The organism is Streptomyces sp. NPDC000878 (genome assembly GCF_053599695.1).
On the sequence record NZ_JBSFMT010000004.1, the window covers coordinates 154,127 to 177,500 of the forward strand.

The window sequence follows — 23,374 nt, forward strand, 5'->3', positions numbered from 1 at the left end:
TGTAACGCATGCACGAACAGGACAGCACGCCGAACGGCAACTCGACCGACCGCGGCCGTCGCGGCTTCCTGAGCACGGCCGCACTCGCAGCGACCTCACTGGTGGCCGTGGCGGGAGCCGCACCGGCACAGGCCCAGGCACACTCGACGTCGTCCGCCACGGGCACCGGGACTCCCACCCGCCGCCGTAACCCCGTGACCGCAGCCATCACACAGACCGGCCGCCGCCGGCTCGGCTCCCTGAAGGTCTCCAGCATCGGCCTCGGCACCCAGACCATGCCGGGCAACCTCTACGGCCCCGTCACCAGCCGCAAGGACATGGTCGCCCTCATCCGGACCGCCGTCGACCAAGGGGTGACGCTCTTCGACACTGCTGAGGCCTACGGTCCGTGGGAGTCGGAACGGATCGTCGGGGACGCCCTGCGGCCCGTGCGCGACGACGTGGTGATCGCGTCCAAGTTCGGCTGGGACATCGACCCGGACACGGGCGCCCGCAATGGCCTCAACAGCCGCCCGGAGCACATCCGCCGAGCTGTCGACGGCATGCTCCAGCGCCTCCGCACGGACCACATCGACCTGCTCTACCAGCACCGGGTCGACCCCACCGTCCCGATCGAGGACGTCGCAGACACGGTCAAGGACCTCATCCGCCAGGGCAAGGTCCTGCACTGGGGCCTGTCCGAACCAGGCTTGCAGACCGTCCGCCGGGCCCACGCGATCCTGCCGCTCACCGCGATCCAGAACGAGTACTCCACCCTGTGGCGCGGCCCGGAGGAGAACGTCCTGCCGCTCTGCGAGGAACTCGGCATCGGCTTCGTCTGCTGGGCACCGCTGGGCATGGGCTTCACCACCGGCTCGATGAGCCCGTACTTCCGGTTCACGGAAGACGACCGCCGGACCGCGTTCCCCCGCAACAGCCGGGACAACCTGGCCGCCAACATGCCACTGGTCCAACTCCTCCAGGACTGGGCCGTACGCAAGGGCGCAACCCCCGCCCAGATCGACCTCGCCTGGCTGCTCGCCCAGAAGCCATGGATCGTACCCATCCCCAGCACCACCCGCCTGTCCCACCTCCTGGAGAACATCGGCGCCGAAGAAGTCCGCTTCACCCCCGACGAACTCCAAGCGCTGAACGCCGCCGTCGCGAACGTCACCATCCACGGCGACCGACTCCCGCCGGCGGCCCTCGCGATGACAGGTGTGGAAGCACCACCCCGCTGACCGGACAAAGGCCCCTTCAACCTGCCTGAGCACAGGACGAGTTGGCGGGCGACCGACTACGGGAAGAGCAGAGGTCTCTGATTGGATGAGTCGGCGACAAGTACTCCAGAAGCAGCCAGACGAAGGATGGACCTCATGGGAACGACTCAGGGCCGACCGGTGGGGTACGAGGACATCCAGGCTCCTCCGGGACGGACCAGGTGGTGGATAGTCGCCCTCATCCTGGGTCTGCCTGCTCTTCTCGTCATCGGCTTCCTCGCCATGGTCGTGATCTGGGTGCTGGCCGACGACTCGTCCGAGGCCGACCAGCGACCTCCCCACGCCCTCCAGACCCACGCCCTTCAGGCCTACGCCCCGCTCGACACCCCGACAGCGCTGTTCAGCCCCGCCGCCGAAGAGGCTCCACCGGTGTCCCGCCTCGGGCGGTCGTAGCGGGCGCGCATGGCGCCGCTCGCGGCAGGGCCGGCGGTGTAGACGTACGCATCGCTGTCGTCGAGGCGGCGGCCGGTCCTGGCGTCGACGACGACGGGCTCGACCTCCTCGCCGCTGTGCGCGTCGACGAGGATCATGCTGCGCTCTTCCGGTGCGAGACGGGAGTTGCCCCACGCGGCCAGGGCCACGATCACCGGGCGCAGCGAACGCCCGAGGTCGGTCAGAACGTACTCATGGCGAACGGGATTGGTCTGATACGGCCGGCGTTCCAGCAGCCCGTCCACGACTAGGGCCTTCAGCCGCGTGGTGAGCATGCTGGAGGAGATGCCCAGGCTCTCCTGGAACTGGTCGAAGCGGGTGTAGCCGTCGAAGGCGTCGTGGAGGATCAGCAGCGTCCACCACTCACCGACGTGCTCCACCGTCGTGGACAGCGGGCACTCCCGGTCCTCCATCCTGATCCGGCTTGGCAATCCGACCACCCTCATTTTGTAACTGCTAAAGCCGAAGCCACTTAGTTCTATTTTAGCACCCACTAGGTGGCGAGGCCTTCGCGTACCCGCGACCGCATCATGCTGCCCAACTACGGCCCCTCCCGGTCGAGGGCGAGCGGCTGGGCGGCGTAGGTGATGCGGACGACGCCGTCGGCGTGCCGTTCCGTGTCGCCCCGTACGCCGAAGACGTCACGGAGGAGGTCCGGTGTCAGGACCTCCAGTACGGGTCCCGCGGCCACCACCTCGCCCTCGTGGAGCACGACGAGGTGGTCGCAGAGCCGGGCGGCGAGGTCGAGGTCGTGCAGGACCGCGAGGGTGCGCCCCGACCTGCCGACCTCGCACGGTGGTCGGCGGGTGGTGGGCTGCGCTGTCGGACCAGTAGTCGGCCGCGGGTGGGGTTGAGTTCCCGCGTCTCCGGGTCGATTTCCCTTGCTGTGGCGGCACTTGGCGGCGCGCTGCCGTCGCGCCAGGTCACGGCTTGTGCGGTCCGCCTGCTGTTGCCGGTCGAGGCTAGGGAAGGTTGCGCAGTACCGCTCCTTCTGCGGCACAGAGGGTGCGGATCTCCTCGACCCGGGCACCGAACGCGAGGGTGTCCTGGTTTCCGGCTGCGGTGAAGAGGCCCTGGAAGGCGGTCGCGAGCCGGTCGTTGCCCGCGAGACGGGCGAGCTGGATCGCTTCGTACAGCTGGGCGTTGGTCTCGGCCGGGGACGAATCGGGGCCGAGCAGACCGTCGAACGTACGGCACGCGGCTGCCGAGGACACGGTGGGTGGGGAGGGCGGTGCGGGCGCGGGACCGGGTGCGTCGCCGGTGGCGTCGACGGCGAGCGCGAGCCCCAGGACGGACACGGCCGAGAGACAGGCCACGCTGATCGCGAGCTGCCGGTGACGGGGTGGAGAACGAAGGGGCAGCGGCGGTACGGCCGTACGCGCACCCCGCAGCCGGAGGACGAACAGGGCTGCCGCCAGCCCCACCAGTGCGCACAGGAACCCTCCCACCAGGATCCTCAGCAGGGTGTTGCGTACGAGGTCAGGAGGGAGGGCCGGTGTGCACGGGCCCGGGCGGATCGCCAGGGCGTCGACGCAGCCGGCCAGGACGACTCCACCGAAGAGCAGTACGGTCGCCAGACAGCCGGTCAGGAAGGCGGCCATCAGGGCGAACGGGGCGGTGAGCCGGGCGTACCGCCCGCGGACCTGGAAAGCGGTGACTGCCGCGACCACGCCCTGGAGCAGCATCGCGCCGCCGATCTGCCAGTAGGCGAACGCGAGGACGAAGCCGTCCTGGTCGCGTGTCTGCGGGCCGACGCCCTGATGGAGTGCCACGCGGAGGACGAGCTGGAGCACCGCGAAACAGCCGGCGGCGACCAGGCTCGTCGTCAGTACGGTCCTGATCCACCCCATGTCGGGCGACGCACCCCGCCGCCACAGGGCGGCGACCGGGAACAGCCACAGCGCCACGACGGCCGCGACGACCGGCGTCCACTGCGTGAACTGGAGCACCATGGGGTGTTCCACCGCGGCCCACACCCAGTAGGGGCCGACCGGCGCCGCCGCGCTGACCGCGTCGAACAGCTCGCGTGTGGAGGCGCCGACCGGGCCGAGGCCGTCGGAGGTGTCGTAGAGGAACATCCAACCGCTCAGGAGCACGGCGAACGGGACGACGGCGGCCAGCTGTCCGACCGGCCACGTCCCGCCGGGCGGGTGCTCCTGGACGGCGTACCAGACGCCGGCGGTCTGTGCGATCCAGGCCACGAGGGCGACCACGAGCAGGCACAGCACGAGCGACCACGCCAAGGCGGCCTGCCCGGGCCACCATTGACGATCCGTGAGGACGATGCCGTTCTGGGGCGCGAGCGGCTGACCGACGATCAGGCCGACGGCCAGGCCCAGGGCCGGCAGCGCGGTGGCGGGCGGTCTCCCGGTGGTGCCGTGGGCGAGCAGGGCGGCGCGCCAGACCCCGAGGCCGACCACGGCGAGAGCGGCGGGCGCGCAGACCAGCACGATGGTCCACCGCGCGTCGAGGGCGTCCAGCCGGTTGGCCAGCAGCCACAGCAGCGTGAGCAGGCCGTTGGCGGCGACGGAGACCGCAAGCCCGGTGGCGAGGCATTCGGCGAACCCGATCCGGAACAGCTCCTTCGGGCGGCCGATCTCGTCCGCCCGTCGCGCGACGGGCGGGTGCGGGGCCAGCGGCCCACGCCACCACCACGGCGCACGACGCCCGGTGCCGGGGCCGAGCGCCTCCAGCAGTCCCTGGCCCGCTCCCCACGTGACGACCCGCACGTCGGCCCCGTACTCGCGCGCCCGCAGTACGGACGCACAGGTGGTGGCGACGAGCGCGACCAGGACCAGTGCTCGCCACGCCACCCCGAGGAACTCCTGCGGCGGCGTTCCGGCCAGTGCCACGGCGAGCGGGAGCAGCCCCGTCGGAACGAAGGCCAGAGCCAGGGCGATCGTGAGGTAGGTGACGTCGACGTCCTTGTTCCGCAGATGCGCCAGCTCGTGCAGGACGACGCCGCGGAATCGTCGTGGGGCCCGGTGGAAGGCCATGGCGGTGCCCTGGTCCAGGACCACCCGGTAGCGGCCGCGCCGCCCGAAGGCGGCGGCATCCGCCCCGCGTACGCCGCTCAGCAGGAACTCGGGTGGCCGGGACAGGCCCGCCTCCCGGCACAGTTCGTGCAGACACGTCAACAAGGGTGCCTGGTCAGGGTCGTTCGGGGACAGCGGCTCCATCCGCGAGCGCCGGACCAGGAACCCGGGCAGGAACAGATACACGGCCGCCGCCGTCACCGCGAGCAGCAGGATTCCGGTGAGGATCCACCATGCTTTCTGCCGCTCGTACGGGGCGATGCACGACAGGAAGCCCTGGGTGTAGGCGAGGGCGTCGGTCCCGGAGCCCTGTGTCGGCGGTGCTGCCGCGCACTGCTGGTAGACGGTGACGGCGCGTTCACCGGCGGGAGCGATCGTGAAGTAGAGCAGGTTGTGGATGAAGACCATCGTCCCCACCAGCGCGGTGACGACGAGCACGAAGCGGAACTTGGTTCCGCTGGGCAGCGCGAACGGATCGGGCGACGCGACGGGCGCAGGGGCACCGGCCGGGGCGGTGGTCACCACACCACCGGCCGGTCACGTGCGCACGCGGGCCGCACCCGCGAGCGCGTTCGACAACAGCCGTGCCTGCTCTTCCGGTTGGCCCGCCTCGCGCAGTGTCCGGTACGCCTCCGCCCGGAGCCACTCCACCTGCTCGGGCGTGAGCGCGCTGTCCGGACCGGCCTCCTCGCCGTCCGGTGCCGGGTCGCCGGTGTCACCGGACCGCCGGAACAGCGCGCCGAGCCACGTCCGCACCGCCGTGCCGCTCCGGGCGGCGAGGTCGCCGGCGAATGCCTCGACGAAGGAGGAGAGGGCTCCTTGGACCATGGCGAGGGCGAACGGGGTCAGCAGCGCCGCGACTTCGGCGGCACCGGAGCCCAGCACGCTCCCCGATGACGTCTGCGCGTCGTCGGCCGCGTCCTTGAGCGTCCCCGCCGGGTCCCGGAAATACGCCCGGCTGTTCATGCCGAACATGACCAGTTCCTCCGGGGCGACCTCCTCCAGGACCCTGCGTGCCACCTCGCGCACCATGTCGTCGTCCGCCGCGACGGAGTAGTGAATCATGGCAGTTCCCCCCTGCTTTCTGCTTTCCGGACTCGGCAGATGGGCCGCACACGACTCACGCCGTCCGGCATCAGATTTTCGAGGAAATATCTGCATCCGGCGTCGAATTGGGCGTCACAACAGCTCCAATAGGAGCGTTCGCCTTGGGCGCACGCCTGCCGTGCACCACTGCGCCGGGGAGCGCTCCGTCCATCCGCCTGCTCCATGAGGACTGGGCGACGTCGCTACGACCGTGCCCCGCCCCGCCCGCACCGGTGCGACGAGCGGGGCCGTGCGACCGTCTCCTCAGCCCGTCACATCACACCGACTCCGGCTGCTGGACGCTCTCACGGGGACCGCGGCCCGGCGTCAGTATCAGTGCCACGACCGCTGCCGCGGCGGCCACTACCGCGCCGGTGGTGAAGCCGCGCGAGAAGCCCGCCTCGTCGGTTCCGGCGATGCTCGCCGCAGCCATGCTGGAGACGACGGCTGCGCCCAGCGAGGCGCCGAACTCGTGGAAGGTGCTCACGATTCCGGAGGCGAGGCCGGCTTCGTGCGGTTCGATCTGGCCCAACGCGGTGGCGGAGGCGACGACGAAGAGCACTCCGGTGCCGGCGGCGGCCACCGCGATGCCGATCACGAGGGCGGGGGTGCTGTCCCAGAGCGCGGGGATCAGCATGCCGACGGCGGCGAGGAGAAGACCGGACACTCCCAGGATCCGGGGTCCGGTGCTCCCGATCACGCCGCCCGCCGCGGTCGCCCCGGCCATCGTCGCCAGCGCGACGGGCAGGAAGAGCAGGCCGGTTTCGAGGGCTCCGAATCCACGGTGGTCCTGTAGGGAGAAGGTGCCGAGGAAGAACACCATGATCATCAGGGCGGTGGCCACGAGGATCAGCAGCGCTCCCACCGCGACCGGCCGACGGACCAGAAGCCTCACGTCCATCAGCGGAGACGCCGCCCGGCGCTGACGGACGACGAAGGCCCCATAGAGAAGTGCCGCGGCGACGACCAGTCCGGCTGTCACCAGCGTGGCCCAGCCCTTGTCGCCGGCCTGGATCAGGGCGTACGTCAGAGTGCCGGTCGCGGCGGTGACGAGCACCGCGCCCACCACGTCGAGCCGACCCCGTACGGCCGGGCGCGGCTGTGGCGGGAGCTGTGTCCGCAGGGCGACGAAAACCACCACGCCCACGGGGACGTTGATGAAGAACACCCACGGCCATCCGGGGCCGGCGGTGAGCAGCCCTCCCAGGAGCACGCCCAACGCCGCTCCGGTCCCGCCGAGGGACGACCAGATACCCAGCGCCTTGTTCCGCTCCTCACCGTCGAAGAGCGTGACGATCAGAGACAGGGCCGCCGGGGAGAGCATGGCCGCCGCGAGTCCCTGCACTACGCGTCCTCCAAGGAGCATGGGGCCGGAGGCGGCCAGGCCCGCCAGCAGCGAGGCTCCGGCGAACAGGAGCAGGGCCACCAGGACCAGACGTCGGGCCCCGAACAGGTCGGCGGCGCGGCCACCGAGCAGGAGGAGGCCGCCGAAGGCGAGGGTGTAGCCGCTCACGACCCAGGTGAGCGCCTCGCGCTCCAGGCCGAGGTCCGCGCCCAGGTGCGGCAGGGCGATGGCGACAACGGTGACATCCAGGATCAGCATCAGCTGGGCGACGCCCACGAGCCCCAGGATCTTCCAACGACGTGGGTCAGGACTGGCGATGGGACTGGTGGCAGCCATCGGTTCGGTCATTGCGGAGGTCCCCCCTTCACAGTAAGTCAAACACCAGTGTTCGAGTTCTAGGCGCTACCCTAACCCGTACATTGGTGTTCGACTTACGGAGTTGCATGTCTCGCCCAGTGCCCGGAACCACCCGCAGAGCCGACGCCCAGCAGAACGTGGAGAGGATCCTCGACGCGGCCATCGACTGCCTCAGCCACAACTCCGACGCGAGCGTGGTCCAGATCGCCCAGGCGGCAGGGGTGGGCCGGGTCACCCTTTACGGCCACTTCCCCTCCCGGGACGGCCTGATCGAGGCGGCTCTGACGCGCTTGCTCGCGCGAGGCGACGAGGTTCTGGAGGATCTCGACCTCACGGGTGATCCGCGCACCGCACTGGACACCCTCATCAGGTCGAGCTGGCTACTGATCGCCCAGTCGAGTGCCGTTCTCGAAGCCGCCCAGACGGTGCTGCCCCCCGGCCGGATTCACGCCCTGCACGCCAGGCCCGAGCAGCGCGTCCGCGACCTGATCACTCGCGGACAGACCGAAGGCGTCTTCCGCGACGATCTCCCCGCGAGCTGGCTGGCGAGCGCCCTCCATCACGTCCTCAAGGGCACGGTGGCGGACGTGGCCAACGGGACGCTGGACCCCGAGGACGCCCCCCGCTTCATCACCCAGATCACCCTGGCGGCCTACACCCCCCACACCTGAGATCCGACCTTCGGGGATTGCGGTCACCCACCTCCACTCCTAACCTGTAGCAGGTGAAAACCGAAACAGACCCTTACCTTGTGCGCAGTGAGACGCCCTCCGTGGAGACCTATCTCCGGCTTCGGTCCGCATCGGGACTGAGTGCCAAGACCGCTGAGGCGGCTCGGGCCGGGCTGCCGAACACCTGGCAGGGCGTGACCGTGCTCTGCGGAAACGAGCCGGTCGGTATGGTGCGCGTCATCGGCGACGGAGGCTGCTTCTTCCAGATCGTCGACATGTGCGTCATGCCCGAGCACCAGGGCCGGGGCCTGGGCAGGCGGATCATGGCGGAGCTGATGCGAGCACTGGAGCAACGAGCGCCGGGCGGTGCGTATGTGTCACTGATCGCGGACGGTGACGCGCACTTCCTGTACGAGAAGTTCGGCTTCATGCCGACAGCGCCGGCCTCGATCGGCATGTATCGCACCGTCCGGGACGCCGGCTGAGTCGGGTCAGCGGGCCCGGAGCCGCAGCAGGCTCGTCGAGGCGTCCGGGAAGGCCAGGAGATCCACGCGGTAGTGCTGCCCTTCGGTGTGGGCCGGGGTCTGGTCGTCGTAGTGCGGGGAGGCCGGGTTGCCCGAGGCACCGTGGCGAAGGATGTCCCACACTCCCGGTCCTGACGGGGACGGCTCGGCCACGAATCTCCACGGCGCTCCGTCGATCACCTTGCCCTTCGGGTCGGACGAGGTCAGGCCGACTGAGTGGGAGCTGCCGCCGGTCGGAGTCGAGGGTGCGCCGAAGAGCGGGGCGAGCGCGGGGACTGCCCTGCCGAGGGGGTGCTGGTCGGCGATCCGGTGCACCCGGTCGTACCGCCAGCGTGACGGGTCCTCACCCAGTTCCCCCGCGATCCGGCGTGCCGTCTCGGTCAGCGCGCGTCGCGCCACGGCCGGCAGCGGTTCCCGGTCGCCGAGTGCCGTCCTGGCGTCGGGAGTGAGCACCAGGTGGTCGACCTGGAGCGTCACGTCCGGCATGGCGGCGGCCAGTTCCTCTCCCAGACGGCTGCCGATCCAGTGCTCCGTGAGCACCTGCATGAACCGGAAGAACACCAGGGGTGCCGCCAGGTGTCCGTGGTCGTGTCCGTCCCACTCCGCCAGCAGCCGACGGCAGGTCACGGCGAGCGGTTTTTCCGGGGGCTCCCGGTCCAGCGCGTCGAGCAGGGTGGGCAGCACGCGGCGGGCCCGGCCGTTCAGGGCGTCGGACTGCCACCGGGCGCACGCCGCCGCGGTCACGGCGTCCTCCGTGGTGATCAGCTCCTCGATCCGCTCCGCCCTGTAGGGCGGCAGCCAGTCGACCCCCACGTCCAGCGGAGCATCGGCGGGCAGCAGCCGGTGGTTGGCGGTGACGATGTATCCCTCGGGCGGGTCGACCACCTCCGGCAGGTCGTCGAAGCCGAGGAAGTCCTCCCAGGAGCGGGCGACTTGGGCGTGTCCGGCCGGGCCGCTCCCGCTGCTGCCCGGCACCCGTGCGGGGATGTTCCCCGCCGTCTTCAGAGCGATGGTGCCGTCCTGGCACGCCACCACCACGTTGAGCACCGGCACCCCGAACGTACGCAGTGCGTCCCGGAGTTGCGAGTAGTCACGCGCCCGCCACATCCGCTGACACGCCTCGATCTCCACCGAGGGCTCCAGGCCGCTCCAGAACAGTCCGTACCGGTCTTCGCCGTTCGAGCCGGGCGCGTCCAGTTCGACGTGTCGAGCGCCCCCGGCCGCCCGTACCCGTACGGGCTCAGCACCTCGTACGGTGATGACGCTCTCCTCGGTCCACGCGTAGTCCGGCGCCTCCTCGGAGTCGGAGTCGGCGTCCGGCCGCAGCATGCACAGGTCCTGGGTGTCCACGGTGGAGTTGGTGATGCCCCAGGCCAGATGGCGGTTGGCACCGGCGATCAGACCGGGCAGGCCCGGGACGGTGACCCCATAGCCGCTCGTGCCGTCCCCGGTCTCCTCCCCCTCGCCCGGCCGGTCGTCGAGCCGCAGGCCCATCTGGTACCAGAGGCTGGGCTGGGTGAGGACGATGTGCGGATCGTTGGCCACCAGGGGGTTCCCGGACTCCGTGCGGGCGCCGGAGACGGCCCACGCGTTGGAGCCGAGGGGGCGCTCGCCGCGCAGCAGGGCGTCGAACCAGGCCCGCGAGGGCGGGGGCAGGTCGGCCGGAGAGGGGGCGCCGGCCTTGGTCGCGGGTGTCTCCCCCGCCGAGGCCGCCGTGACCGCAGCGCCGGTGCGGACGGTCACCGGCCCGTCGGCCGGATACTTCGGGGTGGTGAAAGCCGCCGCGTACTCGGGGCGTTCCTGCGCGAGCCGGGCGCGGAACGCCTCGTTGGCGAGGTTCCGGCCGAGGTCGAAGCCGAGGTGTTTGATGATCGCGATCGAGTCCAAAGGGGTCCAGGGCTCGGGTCGGTAGCGCAACAGCACGAACTCCACCGGGAGCCCGCCACGCCGCCGCATCCTTCGTACGGCCGCGTTGACGCCGTCGCTGAACGCCACCAGGTTGGCCCGGTGTTCCGTGGAGAGCAGTGCCTCGGAGCGGCGGGCGACCCGGCCGAGCGCCAGCTTCCGGGCTCGTACGTCCTCGTCGGCCACGACGGCGCCGAAGACCTCGGCCAGTCGTCCCCGGGCCCTGCGCCGCAGTACGTCCATCTGCCAGAGCCGGTCGGTCGCCTGGGCGTAGCCGACGGCGAAGTAGAGGTCGGGTTCTTCGGCTGCCGTGACGAAGGGGACGCCTCGTTCGTCGCGCCGGATGTCGGCGCCCTCGATCAGCCCGCCGAGCCGGAGCCGGCCGCGGTTTCGCTGGGCGCGCAGGCTGGGCAGCGCCAGCAGTCGCAGCCCTCCCTCACGCCACTTCATCGGCATGCTCCTCCTTCGGCCGCTCCACCGGGCGGTCCGGCCCGGAGGTGCCCAGCCCTGGGACCCGTCGGCCGACGAGCAGGTAAATGGCCACACTGGCCAGGGCGAAACAGCCGACGCCGAGGAACATGGTGGTGCCGTCGTAGGCCGCGAGCAGCAGGCCGCCGGTGAACGGGCCGACGAACACGCCGAGTTGGGCGAAGGTCTGCGCGCCGAAGTAGGCGCCACGGCGTTCCTCCGGCGCGATCCGGTCGATGATGGCGAACTCCGCCGGATAGATGAGGATCTCGCCGACCGAGAACACCACCATCGCGACGACGAAGTGCCAGATCTCCTCCGAGAACGCGAAGCCGACCATGCCGACGACGGTCAGCAACCCGCCGACGACGATGGCCGTCACCGGGTTGCGCTTCTCCATGAACCGGGAGACGAACAGTTGCAGGGCCACCACGGTCACCGCGTTGGTGGTCAGCACGTACCCGAGGATCACGGTGCCGTCGGAGAAGCCGTCGGAGAGATGCTGGGCGAGCAGCGAGGAGATCCGGCCGTGGACGGCCTCCAGCAGCAGTCCGGCGAGGATGAGGAAGAGCAGGCGCTGGTCGGTCGCCACGACCCGCGCGCTTTCCGCGAGCCCCTTGAGCACGCTGCCGAAAAGCTGCTCCTCCCCCGCCGCGTCGGCCGTCCGGCGGGGTACGGCGGCCGACGCGGACGTCAGCAGCAGGATTCCGGCCAGGCCGAGCAGGTAGACGCCGTAGCCCACCGCGCCAACGAGGAACGCCGACCGGCCCCCGGCCAGACCGATCGCCGCGCCGACGACCGGCCCGACGGCGAAGCCCATGTTGATGGCCATGTACTGGTACGAGAACGTCTTCACCCGCCGTTCCGGCGGGAGCAGGTCGCTCAGCAGTGCCTTGCCGACGGGTCCGAAGGAGCTGCTGCTCAACGCCATCGTCGCGTTGAAGACGAACACCGCCAGGACGCCGTGGCTGAAGTAGAGGCCGATGAAGGAGCCGATCACACCCAGGAGGGAGATCAGCAGCAGCCGGGTCCGTCCGAGGAGGTCGGAGAGCGATCCTCCGACGAACCCGGCGAAGATCGAGAAGAACACGGACGAGCCGATGATGAAGCCGATCATGCCCGGCTGGAGCCCGAGTTCCTTGCGGAGGAACACGGCCAGGAAGGGGACGGTGAGCGAGTTGGCGAGGCTCATGATGCCGGCGCCGACGATCAGTACCTTCGCGAGTACGGGCATTGCTGCGGTGGGGGTGGGGGTGGGGGTCGGAGTGGGGGTCATCGCGCTGTTGCGCCTTTCCCTGGTACGGACTTCGTGCCGGGCTTCTCGATGTCATGCGGTGCGTCGTGCGCGGTGAGGAACTGGTGCAGGAGTTCGACCAGACGCGCGGCGTGCGGGTTGCGCAGCATGCCCTCGTGGTCCGCGTCGACGCGTTCCACGCGCAGGGTGCCGGGCAGGTGCCGTGCCCAGCCGGACGGGCGGTCCGCGCTCGCCCTGCCGTCCGCTCCGTCGGCCCGGACGAGGAGCGCGGGATGGTCGGCCGCCCTGGGTTCGGGCCAGCTGAGGTCGCACATCCGCCGGTAGGTCTGGAACGCCGTCTCCAGGCCGCCCTGGAAGAACTCCACGGCGGGCGGTCCGATGATGCTCTCCACGCGTTTCAGTACGGACACGGTGGACTCCGTGCGCAGCAGTTCCCGCAGGTCGGTGTCGCGGTGCCGGGCGAGGTCGGGGAAGAGACCTCCGAGCGTGGCGAGGAACGCCAGGAACTGGTCGTCGTGGCTGCCGGAGAGTGCCTTCGCCAGTGCGGTCGGGTCCAGCGCGTCGAGCAGGACCAGGCCGGCGACCGGTACGCCGCGCTCGCGCAGTTCCTCGGCGACGTGGAAGCCGAGGGAGCCGCCGTAGGAGTGGCCGATGATGTGGAGGGGGCTGTTGTTCACGCTGGCGGCGATGATCCGGGCACATTCCCCGGCGAGGGCCGCGGCGGTCAGCTCTCCGTCGTGTGCCCGCACCAGTTCGGCCGTGGAGAGGGCGTAGAAGGAGCGGTCCTGGAAGTGGGAGGAGAGCTGGGCGAAGGACTCGCCCAGCCCGAGCACACCAGGTATGGCGAACACCGGTGGTGCGCCCGCCGGGTGCTGGCGGAGCCGGACGAGGGCGGGGTGGGCACCGAGGGAGATCTTCGGCGACCGGCCGGCGGAGACCGGCGCGGCGGGCCGCCCGGTCCGATCCAGGGTCGCCGTGCGGGCCTCGGCCGTGCCACCGAGGTGGGTGAGCAGCCGTCCGAACTCGTCCGCCAGGCCGGCGATCGAGTCCCGGCGGAACAGGCCGGTGTTGTAGCGCCACCGGAATGTCAGGTCCCCGGCCTCCTCGACCGCGTCGAGCATCAACTCGGCCTGCGCCCCGGGGTCGGGGCTGCGCACCGGGGTGACGTCGAGTCCGTCCAGGTCGAGCACCGCCGCCTCGTTGTTCTGCAGCACGAGCATGATCTGGAAGAGCGGTGCGTGGTCCGCGCTGTGCGGCGGGTTGAGCCGCTTGAGCAGCAGGGCGAGTGGGACGTGTTGGCGTTCCAGGTCCCGGACGGTCTGCTCGCGTACCTGGGCCAGCAGTTCGCGGAAGGTGGCGGCGCGGTCCAACCGGGTGCGCAGCACGAGGGTGTTGACGAACATGCCGATCACGTCGTCGAGTTCGGCCGTCGGCCGGTTCGCCACGGGGCTGCCGACCACGATGTCGTCGCTGCCGGAGCGACGGGCCAGCAGGAGCGAGAAGGCCGCCTGGAGGAACGTGAAGAGGGTGACGTTCTCCTCGCGGCAGGTGCGCCGTACCGCGTCGGCCACCGGCCCGGTCAGACGGGTGGTGACGGTGTCCGCCGCATGTGTCCGCGTCGGCCGGGGCGAGTCGAGCGGCAGCCGGTGCACGGTGGGCAGCGCGGCCAGGCGCTCCTCCCAGTACGCGACGTCCTCTTCCCGGTCCGGCCCGCTGAGCCACCGCTGCATGCTGTACGCGTAGTCCACATACGTGTACGGGAGCGGTGCGAGGGGGATCCGCGCGTCCTGCGGGTTCTTCCGGAAGTGGGCGTACAGGGTCTTGAGTTCGCGGCTGAGTACGGCGATGGACCAGCCGTCCGTGGCGATGTGGTGCGCGGTGACCAGAAGGACGTGCAGCGCGGGTGCCACACGGACCAGGCGTACCCGGAGCATGGGGTCGCCGCCCAGGTCGAACGGCCGGACGGACTCCCGCTGCGCCAGCCGCTCGACGCTCTGCCGCCACTCCTCTCCCGGGTACTGGGGCAGCTCTTCGGGGACCAGCCGGAAGGGTTCCGCGGGCCGGACGACCTGGGCGAGTTCGCCGTCCTCCACCCGGAGGACGGTACGCAGCGGAGCGTGCCGCTCTACGACGGCGGTGAAAGCCCGCTCCAACGCCTCTGCGTCCAGGCCGCCTTCGAGGAGCAGCGTGGTGTGGAGGTGGTACGCGGGACTGTCCGGTTCCAGTTGGGAGAGGAAGTAGAGCCGCCGCTGGGCGTCGGTGGCCGGCTGGTGCGCGGCCTCTGGTGCCTTGACCATGGCGACGACCCGGCTTCCGCCGCGTGACGGCTCCGCCAGGCGCTCGCGGACGACGGCCGCCAGCGCGCGCGGGGTGGGCTCGCCGAGGAATTCACGCAGCGGCACCTCGACGCCGAAGGCGACTCGTACCCCGGCCAACAGCCGAGTGGCCAGCAGCGAGTGGCCTCCCAGGTCGAAGAAGTCGGCGGTCGGATCCGCCCGGTCGAGGTGGAGCAGGTCGGTGACGATCCCCAGGACACGCTCCTCCACGGCGTCGGCCGGCTCCTCCTCGCCGCCGGTCTCCTGGAAGGTGAGGGTCGAGTCGGCGGTCGGTTCGGGGAGGGCCTTGCGGTCGGCCTTGCCGTTCCGGGTGAGCGGCAGCCGGTCCAGGCGTACGAAGACACGGGGGACCATGTAGCCGGGGAGCGTCGCGGCGAGTGCCTCGTACAGCGACTCCGCCGAGACACTCGCCGCCCCGGCCTGGACGACGTACGCCACCAGGCTGTTGCCCCGTCCGGGCAGCTCGCGGGCGACCACCGCGGCCTCGGCCAGGGAGGGCAGGGCACGTAACGCCTGCTCGATCTCGCCGAGTTCGATGCGGAAGCCGCGGATCTTGACCTGGTCGTCCTTGCGGCCTCGGTACTCGTACTCGCCGGTGGAGGTCAGCCGAGCCAGGTCACCGGAGCGATAACCGCGCCCGCCGCCCTCGGGCAGCTCGACGAAGCGGTCCCGGTTCAACTCCGGGCGCTTGAGATAGCCCAGGCTCACCCCGGGGCCGGTCACCACGATCTCGCCGACCTCCCCGTCCGCCACCTCGCACAGATCCTCGCCCACCAGCAGGAAACCAAGACCCGGCAACGGGTGGCCTATCAGCGAGGCCCCCGCCCGGAGATCCTCACTCCGCACCTGGCGGAAGGAGGCATGCACCGTGGTCTCCGTGATCCCGTACATGTTCACCAGACGGGGTGCGTCGTCCCCGTACTTCTCCACCCACGCCCGCAGGTCCGCGAAATGCAGGGCTTCCCCGCCGAAGACCACCCACCGCAGCGGCAGCCGGTCGGTGAAGCGGGTGTCCTCGGCGGCGAGTTGGTGGAAGGCGGCCGGGGTCTGGCAGAGGACGGTGATCCGTTCGTCGCGGAGCAGCTGTCGCAGCGCCACCGGGTCCATCGCGGTCTCCGTCGGTACGACGACCAGGCGTCCGCCGTACAGCAGGGCGCCCCACATCTCCCAGACGGAGAAGTCGAAGGCGAAGGAGTGGACCAGCGTCCACACGTCCTCGGGGCCGAAGTCGTACCCCTCCTCGCACGCGGCAAGGAGACTCAGGACGTTGCCGTGCGAGACCTGCACACCCTTCGGCCGGCCCGTCGTGCCAGAGGTGAAGATGATGTACGCGCGGGTGTCCCGGTCGATCGCGGCTTCCGGCGCCGCCGGGTCAGGCTGGGGCAGCGGGTCGTCCACGTACACGACGGGCACACCGTCGGGCACCTGCCCGGCCAACGCCCTCGAAGTGATCAGTGCCGCCGGCTCCGCATCCTCGACGATCAGTTCCAGACGCGCACGCGGTGTCTCCGGGTCCAAGGGGACGTACGACGACCCCGTACGCATCACCGCCAGTGCCGCCGCCACCATCCACGCCGACCGCTCCAGCAGAATCCCCACCGGACGCACCGGATCCGACGCGACCGCACCCAACGCTACCGCCAACTGATCGGCGACGGCGTCCAGTTGACGGTATGTCCAGCTCCGTTCCCCGTCCTGGACAGCGACCCGGTCCGGGAACTCGGCGACCACTGCGGCGAACGCCTCGACCAGATGTCCCGTCCGGTTCGGGACGGAGTCGGGCCGGGCGGTGCCGGTCGCCGGGAGGGGCTGGGGAGCGCGCGGGTGGCCGCGCCGGGCGACGCGTCGGCGCAGCAGTTCCGAACGGTCCTTCTTCATCGATTCATCCTTCGCTCGCGTCGCGCGTCCGGCGGGTCAGAGGGTGAGCAGCAACGCCGGCAGGAGGCCCTGGGCCTCCACCTGGTCGACGAACGCCGACCAGTGCGGGGAGTCGGCCACCGTGGCTGCCTCCGCCGCGTTGCCGAAGTCCAGCCTGTCGCTGGTGAGTTCCGCCCAGATGCGGGCGAGTTCCGTGCACTCCTCCTCGGTGGCCAGCGGCACCGTCCCCAGGCTCCGGTCCGGCTCGTCCAGGAAGGCGTCGAGGACCCGGGTGAGGGCGTCGACCAGCCGTTCCGCAGTGGCCTCGGTGAAGAGGGTGGAGTCGTACTGGACGTCGAGGCGCAGCCGGTCCCCTTCCAGGAACCGGAAGAACAGGTCGAACTGGCTGGTCTGCGAGGGCATCTGTTCCAGGGTGGCGGTCAGTCCGGGCAACTCCCCCAGTTCCATGGGGTAGTTGTCCACGGTGACCATCACCTGGACCAGCGGTGGCACGCCGGGCCGACGGGCCACGTCCGCCGTCCTGACGATCTCCTGGAACGGCGTCAGCTGGTGTTCCAGCGCGGTCAGGGCGCTCGCCGTGACGGATTCCAGGAGGTCGGTCGCGGTGTGGTCGAGGTCCACCTGGTAGCGGCAGGGCAGGGTGTTGGCGAAGAAGCCGAGCAGGTGTTCCGTGCCGGGGACGGTGCGGCCGGCCACGCCGGTGCCGAGCACCACGTCGGACTGCTGTCCGAAGCGGGCCATGACGACCGCGGTGGCCGCCTGGACGAGCATGAAGAGGGTGGTCCGGCGCGCCCGGGTGAGGTCGGTGAGACGCCGAGTCGCTTCCTCGTCCCATGTCCGGGTGACGTACCCGGGGGCTCGGGAGCGGTCCTCGGTGCGCTCGTGGTCGGTGACCAGGGGGAGTTCTCCCGGGTAGCCGTCCAGGTAGGAGCGCCAGAAGGCCCGTTCCTGGTCGGCGGAGGACTCCAGCTGCTTCTGCTGCCAGACGGCGTAGTCGCCGTACTGGACGGTGAGTTCGGGCAGGCGCGGCGCGCGGCCCTCCTGGTGGGCCAGGTACGCCTCGGTGATCTCCCGGACGGCGACGTCGATCGACCAGCCGTCGGAGATGACGTGGTGGCTGCTCCACTCCAGGATGTGCTCGGTGGCGGAGAAGGAGTACAGCCGGATCACCGCCAGCGGTCCGCGCTCCAGGTCGTAGCGGTGTTCGGCGGCACGCTGCCAGACGTACTCCTTCCGCACTTCGAGGTCAGCGTCGATGCCGTCGGTCACCTCCTCCACCTCCAGGCGGACCCGGGCCTCGGGCGTCGACACCTGGTACGGGATGCCGTCCCGGACGCGGAAGCGCACGGAGAGGGTCTCGTGGCGGTCCACGAGGGTGTCCACCGCGTACCGGAGGGCGTCGATGTCGACGCGGCCGGTGAGGTGCAGCAGGGAGACCCCCTCGTAGGACCGGTCGTCGGGATCGACCTGGCTGAGGAACCACAGGCTGGCCTGGTTGCCGGCGAGCGGGAGTTCCACCGTGCCCTCCGGCCGCCGGGGAATCGTGACGGCGCCGAGGGAGGCGGGCCGGTCCGTGCCGGTGCCGGCCTCGTAGAGGGCCGCCAGCTCGCGGGGGGTCGGGTTCTCGAAGAGGGTGCGCAGCGGGAGGTCCACGCCGAACCGGTCGCGCAGTCGGGCCATCACCTGGGTGGCGTGGAGCGAGTGTCCGCCGAGGTCGAAGAAGTTGGTGGTCGCGCCGGGGCGGTGCTCCAGCCGGAGGACGGACGCCCAGGTGTCGCACACCGCGGCCTCGGTGGGGGTGGCTGGTTCTTCCGCCCGCTCCGTCGGGGCCGTGATCAGGCTGTCGACGTTCCAGGTGGCGAGCGCCTTGCTGTCCACCTTCCCGTTGGTGTTGCGCGGGAGTTCGTCGAGGCGGATGAGGAAGTCCGGGACGGCGTAGCGGGGCAGCGTCCTGGCCAGCCGGTCACGGACGTCGGACGGGGCGACGTCCAGGCGGAGCACCGGTGCGTCCTGCGCCGGCAGGGTGCCGTCGCCGACGACGCCTTCGGCGACCTTCGGCACGTAGAAGGCGACGAGCTGTTTGCCACGGCCCTCGTCGAAGGTGCGGGCGACGACCGCGCTCTCCTGGAGGTCGTCGAGTCCGGCCAGGGCGGCCTCGATCTCGCCGAGTTCGACGCGCTGGCCGCGGATCTTCAGCTGGCTGTCGATACGGCCGAGGAACTCGTAACCGCCGTCGGCGAGTTGGCGGGCGCGGTCGCCGGTGCGGTACGCGAGGATCCGGGGGTCGTCGGCGAACGGGTCGGGCACGAACGTCCTGGCGGTGCGCTCGGGGTCGTTGAGGTAGCCGGCGCCGACGACCAGGCCGCCCACGTACAGCTCTCCCGGGGTTCCGACGGGAACCGGTTCCCGGTTGTCGTCGAGGACGTAGACGGCACTGTTGCGGATCGGCCGGCCGAGCTGGACCGAGGCGATCCGCTCGTCGACGTCCTCGACGACCTCGAAGTGCGTGACGTCGTCGGAGAGTTCGGTTGCTCCCCACATGTTGAGGAAGCGCACCTTGGGCAGCAGCCGCCGGAAGGTGTTGACGGTCTTGGGCGTCAGCGCCTCGCCGGCGCAGACGACCCAGCGCAGTGCGAGGCCGGGGAAGGTGTCCACGCCGTAGTAGGCGAGTTCCGCGTTGATCACGCTGAGGACGGACGGGGAGACCTCCAGGATCGTGACGCCGTCCTCGGCGAGCGCGCGCAGCAGCCGGGGCGGGTCCTGGCTGACCGGGTCCGGGTAGATCACCGTGGTGCCGCCGACGCCGAGCGGTGCCAGCAGCTGCCACACCGAGATGTCGAAGGTGGCGGCTGCGTCCTGCGACACCAGGTCGCCGGCGGCGATGTCCAGCGCTTCGACCTTGGCCTCGATGTGGTTGAGCATCCCGTCGTGCCGGATCAGCGCGCCCTTCGGCTCTCCGGTGGATCCGGACGTGAAGGTGACGTAGGCGCTGTCCCGGCCGGACGGCACCGGGCCGGCGTACGACTCACGGTCCGCGGCCTCGGCGAGCACCGTCCGCAGGTCGAGCACGGGGATCGGAGCGGCTTCGCCCGCCGCCTCGACGGCCGCGGCGGTCAGCGTCTCGGCGAAGGTCTCACCGCTGAGCAGCAGGGTGGCTTCGCTGGTGCGCAGCATGCTGGCGACGCGCCGGGCAGGGCCGTTGGGCAAGGGCAGATACACCGCGCCGGTGCGCATGACGGCCATGGCGGCGGTGAGGAAGTCCAGGTCGCGGCCCGCGCCCAGCCCGATCACCGTGCCGGGTCCGGCGCCCAGTTCGGCCAGCCGGGTGGCCAGTCCCCCGACCCGCTCGGCCAACTCCCGGTATCCGAGGGCGTGTTCGCCGCACACGGCGGCGGTCTTCTCCGCGTGCGCGGCGACGGACTGCTCGAACACCTGGAACCAGCCGTCCGCCGACAGGGGTTGCGGCGTGGGGTCACCGAAGCCGGCCAGCAGCTCCCGCCACTCCTCCTCCCCCAGCAGTTCCCGCCGGGTGGGCACCCGGTGCACCCCGGCCACGATGCTCTCCAGCACACTGCGGTACAGCCCCGCGATCCGCCGCAGCTGCTCCTCGGAGACCCGCTGCATGTTCCCTTCGAGGTCCAGGGCGAGCAGTCCGCTGAAGGGGTCCCGGTTGAACTCGGCGCGGAGCGTGTAGTTGGTGTGGATGTACGCCTTGGCGTCCAGGACCTCCAGCTCGGTGGCCGCCGCGAGCCGCTGGTAGCTGTGGAAGTGGGTGTAGTTGAAACTGATGTCGGTCAACTCCCGTATCCCGACCAGCCGTTGGATCTCCGCGAGGGGGTAGCGCCGCACCGGCAGGAGCGCCGTCTCCTTCTCCAGGGCCGCGCGGATCAGGTCGCCCCAGCGCACGGCACCGCTGTGCAGCCGGTACGGAACCATGTTGAGGTGCAGGCCGAAGACCTCGGTGCCGCCCTCGTCCTCGGGACGGCCGTTGGACATGACGGACAGGACGACGTCGTCGCGCCCGGTCAGCGTGGCGACCGCCCGGGCGTGGGCGGCGATCAGGACGTGCCGGACGGTGACGCCGCAGGAACGGGCCACCTGGTCGAGGCCGTCCGACAGCTCCGGGGGGATGTCCACGCTGAGGAAGCCCATCGTTCCTTCGTGAACGTCCGAGGAACCACTGACCAGTTGCGGCAGGAGCGTCGGCTCCACGCCCGCCAGTTCACCGGCCCAGAACGTGCGGACGTCCGGGTCGTTCAGCGTCCGTTGCTCCAGGGCGATGAAGTCGGCATAGCGGCGCGCCGTACGGGGAGCGGTCTCCTTCTCCTCACCGTTCTTGATGGCCCAGTAGTCGCTCAGGAACTCGGTCATCAGCGAGGCTTCGCTCCACCCGTCGAGCAGGGCGTCGTGGAAGCTCATGGAGAACAGGAACTCCCGCTCGCCCAGGATGTGGGTGTGGAACCGGGAGAGCGGCGGGTTCGCCCAGTCGTAGCGGACGCGTTCCTCGCGGGCGTGCCACGCCTGAAGTTCCGCTTCCCGTCCGGCGGCCGGAAGGTGCGTCAGGTCGGTGGCGGTGAGCTGGACGGTGGCCGTGCGGTGCACCAGTTGCAGCGGCTCGGAGTAGCCGGTGAGGTCGAAGGAGGTGCGGAGGATGTCGTGGCGGTCCACGGCCCGGGCGATGGCCCGCTCCATGGCCGCGTGGTCGTAGGTGTCCTTGAGCCGGAACGAGAACACGTCGCAGTACATGTTGACGTCGGTCAGGTAGGCGCTGTGGAAGAGCAGACCGGCCTGGAGGGTGCCCACGGGGTAGGCATCCTCGATCCCTGGGGTGGCCGAGACGCGTTCCAGGTCCTCGGGGGCGAGCATGCTGAACGGTGCGACGGGCTCCTCGGCGGTCGGCGCCTGATCGGCGACGGCGGCGAGGGCTGTCGGCGTCTGCAGGGCGTAGATGTCGGCGAGGTCCAGGGTCATGCCGCGCTTCTCGGCGTTCGCGCGCAGCTTGAGCGCCAGGATGGAGTCGCCGCCCACGCTGAAGAAGGAGTCGTTCCCGGTCACGCCCTGAACGCCGAGCACCTCCTCGTAGAGAGCGACGAGCGTACGGACGGTGGTTTCCGCACCCGCCTCGGGCATGTCGTCACCGGGGAGGGCCTGCGGGGTGCTCTCCCTGAGGCTGCCGGCCACTGTCGCAGCGGGCAGGCGGGCCTTGTCGATCTTGCCATTGAGGTTCATCGGAAGGGCGTCGACCGGGATGACGAACGCGGGCATCATGTAGTGCGGCAGGTGTTGCCGGAGGTGGGCGAAGAGCTGGTCGGGGTCGAGCCCGTCTCCCGCGACGACGTAGGCGACGATCCGGGGCGTGCTGTCCGCGGTTCCGGCACGGGGCCGGGCGCCGCCACGGACCAGATCCCGGATATTGGTGATCTCGGTGGAGACCAACCGTTCCTTCACCACCGGGCTCTCCGGCGCCTTCGGCGCGGCGGCGATGACGGCGGCCTGGCGGACACCAGGAACATCGGTCAACGCGGAGCGGATCTCGCCGAGTTCGATGCGGAAGCCGCGGATCTTGACCTGGTCGTCCTTGCGGCCTCGGTACTCGTACTCGCCGGTGGAGGTCAGCCGAGCCAGGTCACCGGAGCGATAACCGCGCCCGCCGCCCTCGGGCAGCTCGACGAAGCGGTCCCGGTTCAACTCCGGGCGCTTGAGATAGCCCAGGCTCACCCCGGGGCCGGTCACCACGATCTCGCCGACCTCCCCGTCCGCCACCTCCGACAGATCCTCGCCCACCAGCAGGAAACCAAGACCCGGCAACGGGTGGCCTATCAGCGAGGCCCCCGCCCGGAGATCCTCACTCCGCACCCGGCGGAAGGAGGCATGCACCGTCGTCTCCGTGATCCCGTACATGTTCACGAGGCAGGGCGAGTCATCCCCGTACTTGGCGAACCACGCCCGCAGATCCGAGAAGTGCAGGGCTTCTCCGGCGAAGATCACCCAGCGCAGGGGCAGCCGGTCGGCGAAGCGGATGTCCTCCGCCCACAGCGGCTGGAAGGCGGTGGGCGTCTGGCTCAGCACGGTGACCTGCTCGTCGCGGAGCAGCCGACGGAACGCCGCAGGATCCTTCGCGGTCTGCGCCGGTACGACGACCAGGCGCCCCCCGTGGAGCAGCGCGCCCCACATCTCGAAGACGGAGACGTCGAAGGCGAAGGAGTGCACCAGCGTCCACACATCCTCGGGACCGAAGTCGTACCCCTCCTCACACGCGGCGAGCAGGCTCAGGACGTTGCCGTGCGAGACCTGCACACCCTTCGGCCGGCCCGTCGTGCCAGAGGTGAAGATGATGTACGCGCGGGTGTCCCGGTCGACGGCGACGCCGGGCTCCTCCGCAGTGGGCTCCGGGAGTGGATCGTCCACGTAGACGGTGGCGACGCCGTCGGGTACTCGCCCGGCAAGGGATCGGGTGGTGATCACCGCTGCGGGCTCGGCATCCTCGACGATCAGTTCCAGTCGCGCGGGAGGCGTCTCCGGATCCAGTGGTACGTACGAGGAGCCGGTGCGCACCACGGCAAGCGCCGCCGCCACCATCCACGCCGACCGCTCCAGCAGAATCCCCACCGGACGCCCAGGATCCGACGCGACCGCACTCAACGCCGCCGCCAACTGTGCGGCTGTCTCGTCCAGTTGACGGTATGTCCAGCTCCGCTCCGCGTCGTTCACCGCGACGCGCTCCGGGTACGCCGCCACCGACGCCGCGAACGCCTCCGCCAAACCGCTGACGGAAGACAGAGTGGTGCCCTGGGTCTCGTTGCGCTTCATTGTGAACCTCCGG

Annotated in this window: 12 protein-coding genes and 1 pseudogene; 4 read left to right on the plus strand and 9 right to left on the minus strand. The window is 70.5% G+C overall.

Annotation, left to right across the window (positions count from 1 at the left end; all coding sequences use genetic code 11):
- Positions 1 to 8 precede the first annotated feature (8 nt).
- Both ACWDR4_RS05935 and ACWDR4_RS05940 read left to right on the plus strand, forming a co-directional pair.
- Positions 9 to 1,220, plus strand: a complete 1,212-nt coding sequence (locus ACWDR4_RS05935; RefSeq protein WP_450404402.1) for an aldo/keto reductase — start codon at positions 9 to 11, stop codon at positions 1,218 to 1,220.
- Positions 1,221 to 1,355: 135 nt separating this feature from the next.
- Positions 1,356 to 1,652: a hypothetical protein gene (locus ACWDR4_RS05940; RefSeq protein WP_450404405.1), complete on the plus strand. Its 297-nt coding sequence runs from the start codon at positions 1,356 to 1,358 to the stop codon at positions 1,650 to 1,652.
- Here the strand turns inward: ACWDR4_RS05940 and ACWDR4_RS05945 are convergent.
- From ACWDR4_RS05945 to ACWDR4_RS05965, 5 genes and pseudogenes are all read right to left on the minus strand, one after another.
- Positions 1,568 to 2,122, minus strand: a complete 555-nt coding sequence (locus ACWDR4_RS05945; RefSeq protein ID WP_450404646.1) for a winged helix-turn-helix transcriptional regulator — start codon at positions 2,120 to 2,122, stop codon at positions 1,568 to 1,570. The genes ACWDR4_RS05940 and ACWDR4_RS05945 overlap by 85 nt on opposite strands.
- A 110-nt stretch (positions 2,123 to 2,232) precedes the next feature.
- A pseudogene (locus tag ACWDR4_RS05950) lies at positions 2,233 to 2,460 on the minus strand (ABC transporter ATP-binding protein); the annotation flags it as partial.
- A 193-nt stretch (positions 2,461 to 2,653) separates the two neighbouring features.
- Positions 2,654 to 5,248, minus strand: coding sequence for a M48 family metalloprotease (locus tag ACWDR4_RS05955; RefSeq protein WP_450404407.1), 2,595 nt, complete (start codon positions 5,246 to 5,248; stop codon positions 2,654 to 2,656).
- 15 nt (positions 5,249 to 5,263) lie between these two features.
- Positions 5,264 to 5,791 carry a hypothetical protein gene (locus ACWDR4_RS05960; RefSeq protein WP_450404410.1) on the minus strand — a complete coding sequence of 176 codons (528 nt, stop codon included), beginning with the start codon at positions 5,789 to 5,791 and terminating at the stop codon, positions 5,264 to 5,266.
- A 298-nt stretch (positions 5,792 to 6,089) separates the two neighbouring features.
- A complete protein-coding gene (locus ACWDR4_RS05965; protein ID WP_450404412.1) occupies positions 6,090 to 7,505 on the minus strand; it encodes an MFS transporter in 1,416 nt (471 codons plus the stop codon).
- Between the two features lie 95 nt (positions 7,506 to 7,600).
- Between ACWDR4_RS05965 and ACWDR4_RS05970 the strand changes: the two genes are divergently transcribed.
- The gene (locus ACWDR4_RS05970; RefSeq protein ID WP_450404414.1) at positions 7,601 to 8,185 is read left to right on the plus strand and encodes a TetR/AcrR family transcriptional regulator; all 585 of its coding nucleotides are present in this window, start codon (positions 7,601 to 7,603) and stop codon (positions 8,183 to 8,185) included.
- 53 nt (positions 8,186 to 8,238) lie between these two features.
- Positions 8,239 to 8,670 (plus strand): GNAT family N-acetyltransferase, encoded by a 432-nt coding sequence (locus ACWDR4_RS05975; protein ID WP_450404417.1) that lies wholly within the window; start codon positions 8,239 to 8,241, stop codon positions 8,668 to 8,670.
- A 6-nt stretch (positions 8,671 to 8,676) separates the two neighbouring features.
- Here the strand turns inward: ACWDR4_RS05975 and ACWDR4_RS05980 are convergent, their stop codons facing one another.
- From ACWDR4_RS05980 to ACWDR4_RS05995, 4 genes are read right to left on the minus strand one after another with little or no spacing between them, the layout of a single operon-like run.
- The gene (locus tag ACWDR4_RS05980; protein WP_450404420.1) at positions 8,677 to 11,064 is read right to left on the minus strand and encodes a penicillin acylase family protein; all 2,388 of its coding nucleotides are present in this window, start codon (positions 11,062 to 11,064) and stop codon (positions 8,677 to 8,679) included.
- Positions 11,051 to 12,358 (minus strand): MDR family MFS transporter, encoded by a 1,308-nt coding sequence (locus tag ACWDR4_RS05985; RefSeq protein ID WP_450404423.1) that lies wholly within the window; start codon positions 12,356 to 12,358, stop codon positions 11,051 to 11,053. The genes ACWDR4_RS05980 and ACWDR4_RS05985 overlap by 14 nt, the downstream gene beginning before the upstream one ends.
- Entirely contained in the window at positions 12,355 to 16,551 is a 4,197-nt protein-coding gene (locus tag ACWDR4_RS05990) for an amino acid adenylation domain-containing protein (protein ID WP_450404425.1), read from the minus strand. Before ACWDR4_RS05990 ends, ACWDR4_RS05985 begins: the two co-directional genes overlap by 4 nt.
- A 36-nt stretch (positions 16,552 to 16,587) precedes the next feature.
- Complete coding sequence (locus ACWDR4_RS05995) at positions 16,588 to 23,361, minus strand: amino acid adenylation domain-containing protein (protein WP_450404428.1); 6,774 nt, start codon at positions 23,359 to 23,361, stop codon at positions 16,588 to 16,590.
- Between the last annotated feature and the right edge of the window lie 13 nt (positions 23,362 to 23,374).

What these genes read in the sequence shown, in the direction of transcription:
- ACWDR4_RS05935 (WP_450404402.1), top strand. Translation starts at nt 9, where the DNA reads ATGCACGAACAGGACAGCACGCCGAACGGCAACTCGACCGACCGCGGC.
- ACWDR4_RS05940 (WP_450404405.1), top strand. Translation starts at nt 1,356, where the DNA reads ATGGGAACGACTCAGGGCCGACCGGTGGGGTACGAGGACATCCAGGCT.
- ACWDR4_RS05960 (WP_450404410.1), bottom strand. Translation starts at nt 5,791, where the DNA reads ATGATTCACTACTCCGTCGCGGCGGACGACGACATGGTGCGCGAGGTG.
- ACWDR4_RS05965 (WP_450404412.1), bottom strand. Translation starts at nt 7,505, where the DNA reads ATGACCGAACCGATGGCTGCCACCAGTCCCATCGCCAGTCCTGACCCA.
- ACWDR4_RS05970 (WP_450404414.1), top strand. Translation starts at nt 7,601, where the DNA reads ATGTCTCGCCCAGTGCCCGGAACCACCCGCAGAGCCGACGCCCAGCAG.
- ACWDR4_RS05980 (WP_450404420.1), bottom strand. Translation starts at nt 11,064, where the DNA reads ATGAAGTGGCGTGAGGGAGGGCTGCGACTGCTGGCGCTGCCCAGCCTG.
- ACWDR4_RS05985 (WP_450404423.1), bottom strand. Translation starts at nt 12,358, where the DNA reads ATGACCCCCACTCCGACCCCCACCCCCACCCCCACCGCAGCAATGCCC.
- ACWDR4_RS05990 (WP_450404425.1), bottom strand. Translation starts at nt 16,551, where the DNA reads ATGAAGAAGGACCGTTCGGAACTGCTGCGCCGACGCGTCGCCCGGCGC.
- ACWDR4_RS05995 (WP_450404428.1), bottom strand. Translation starts at nt 23,361, where the DNA reads ATGAAGCGCAACGAGACCCAGGGCACCACTCTGTCTTCCGTCAGCGGT.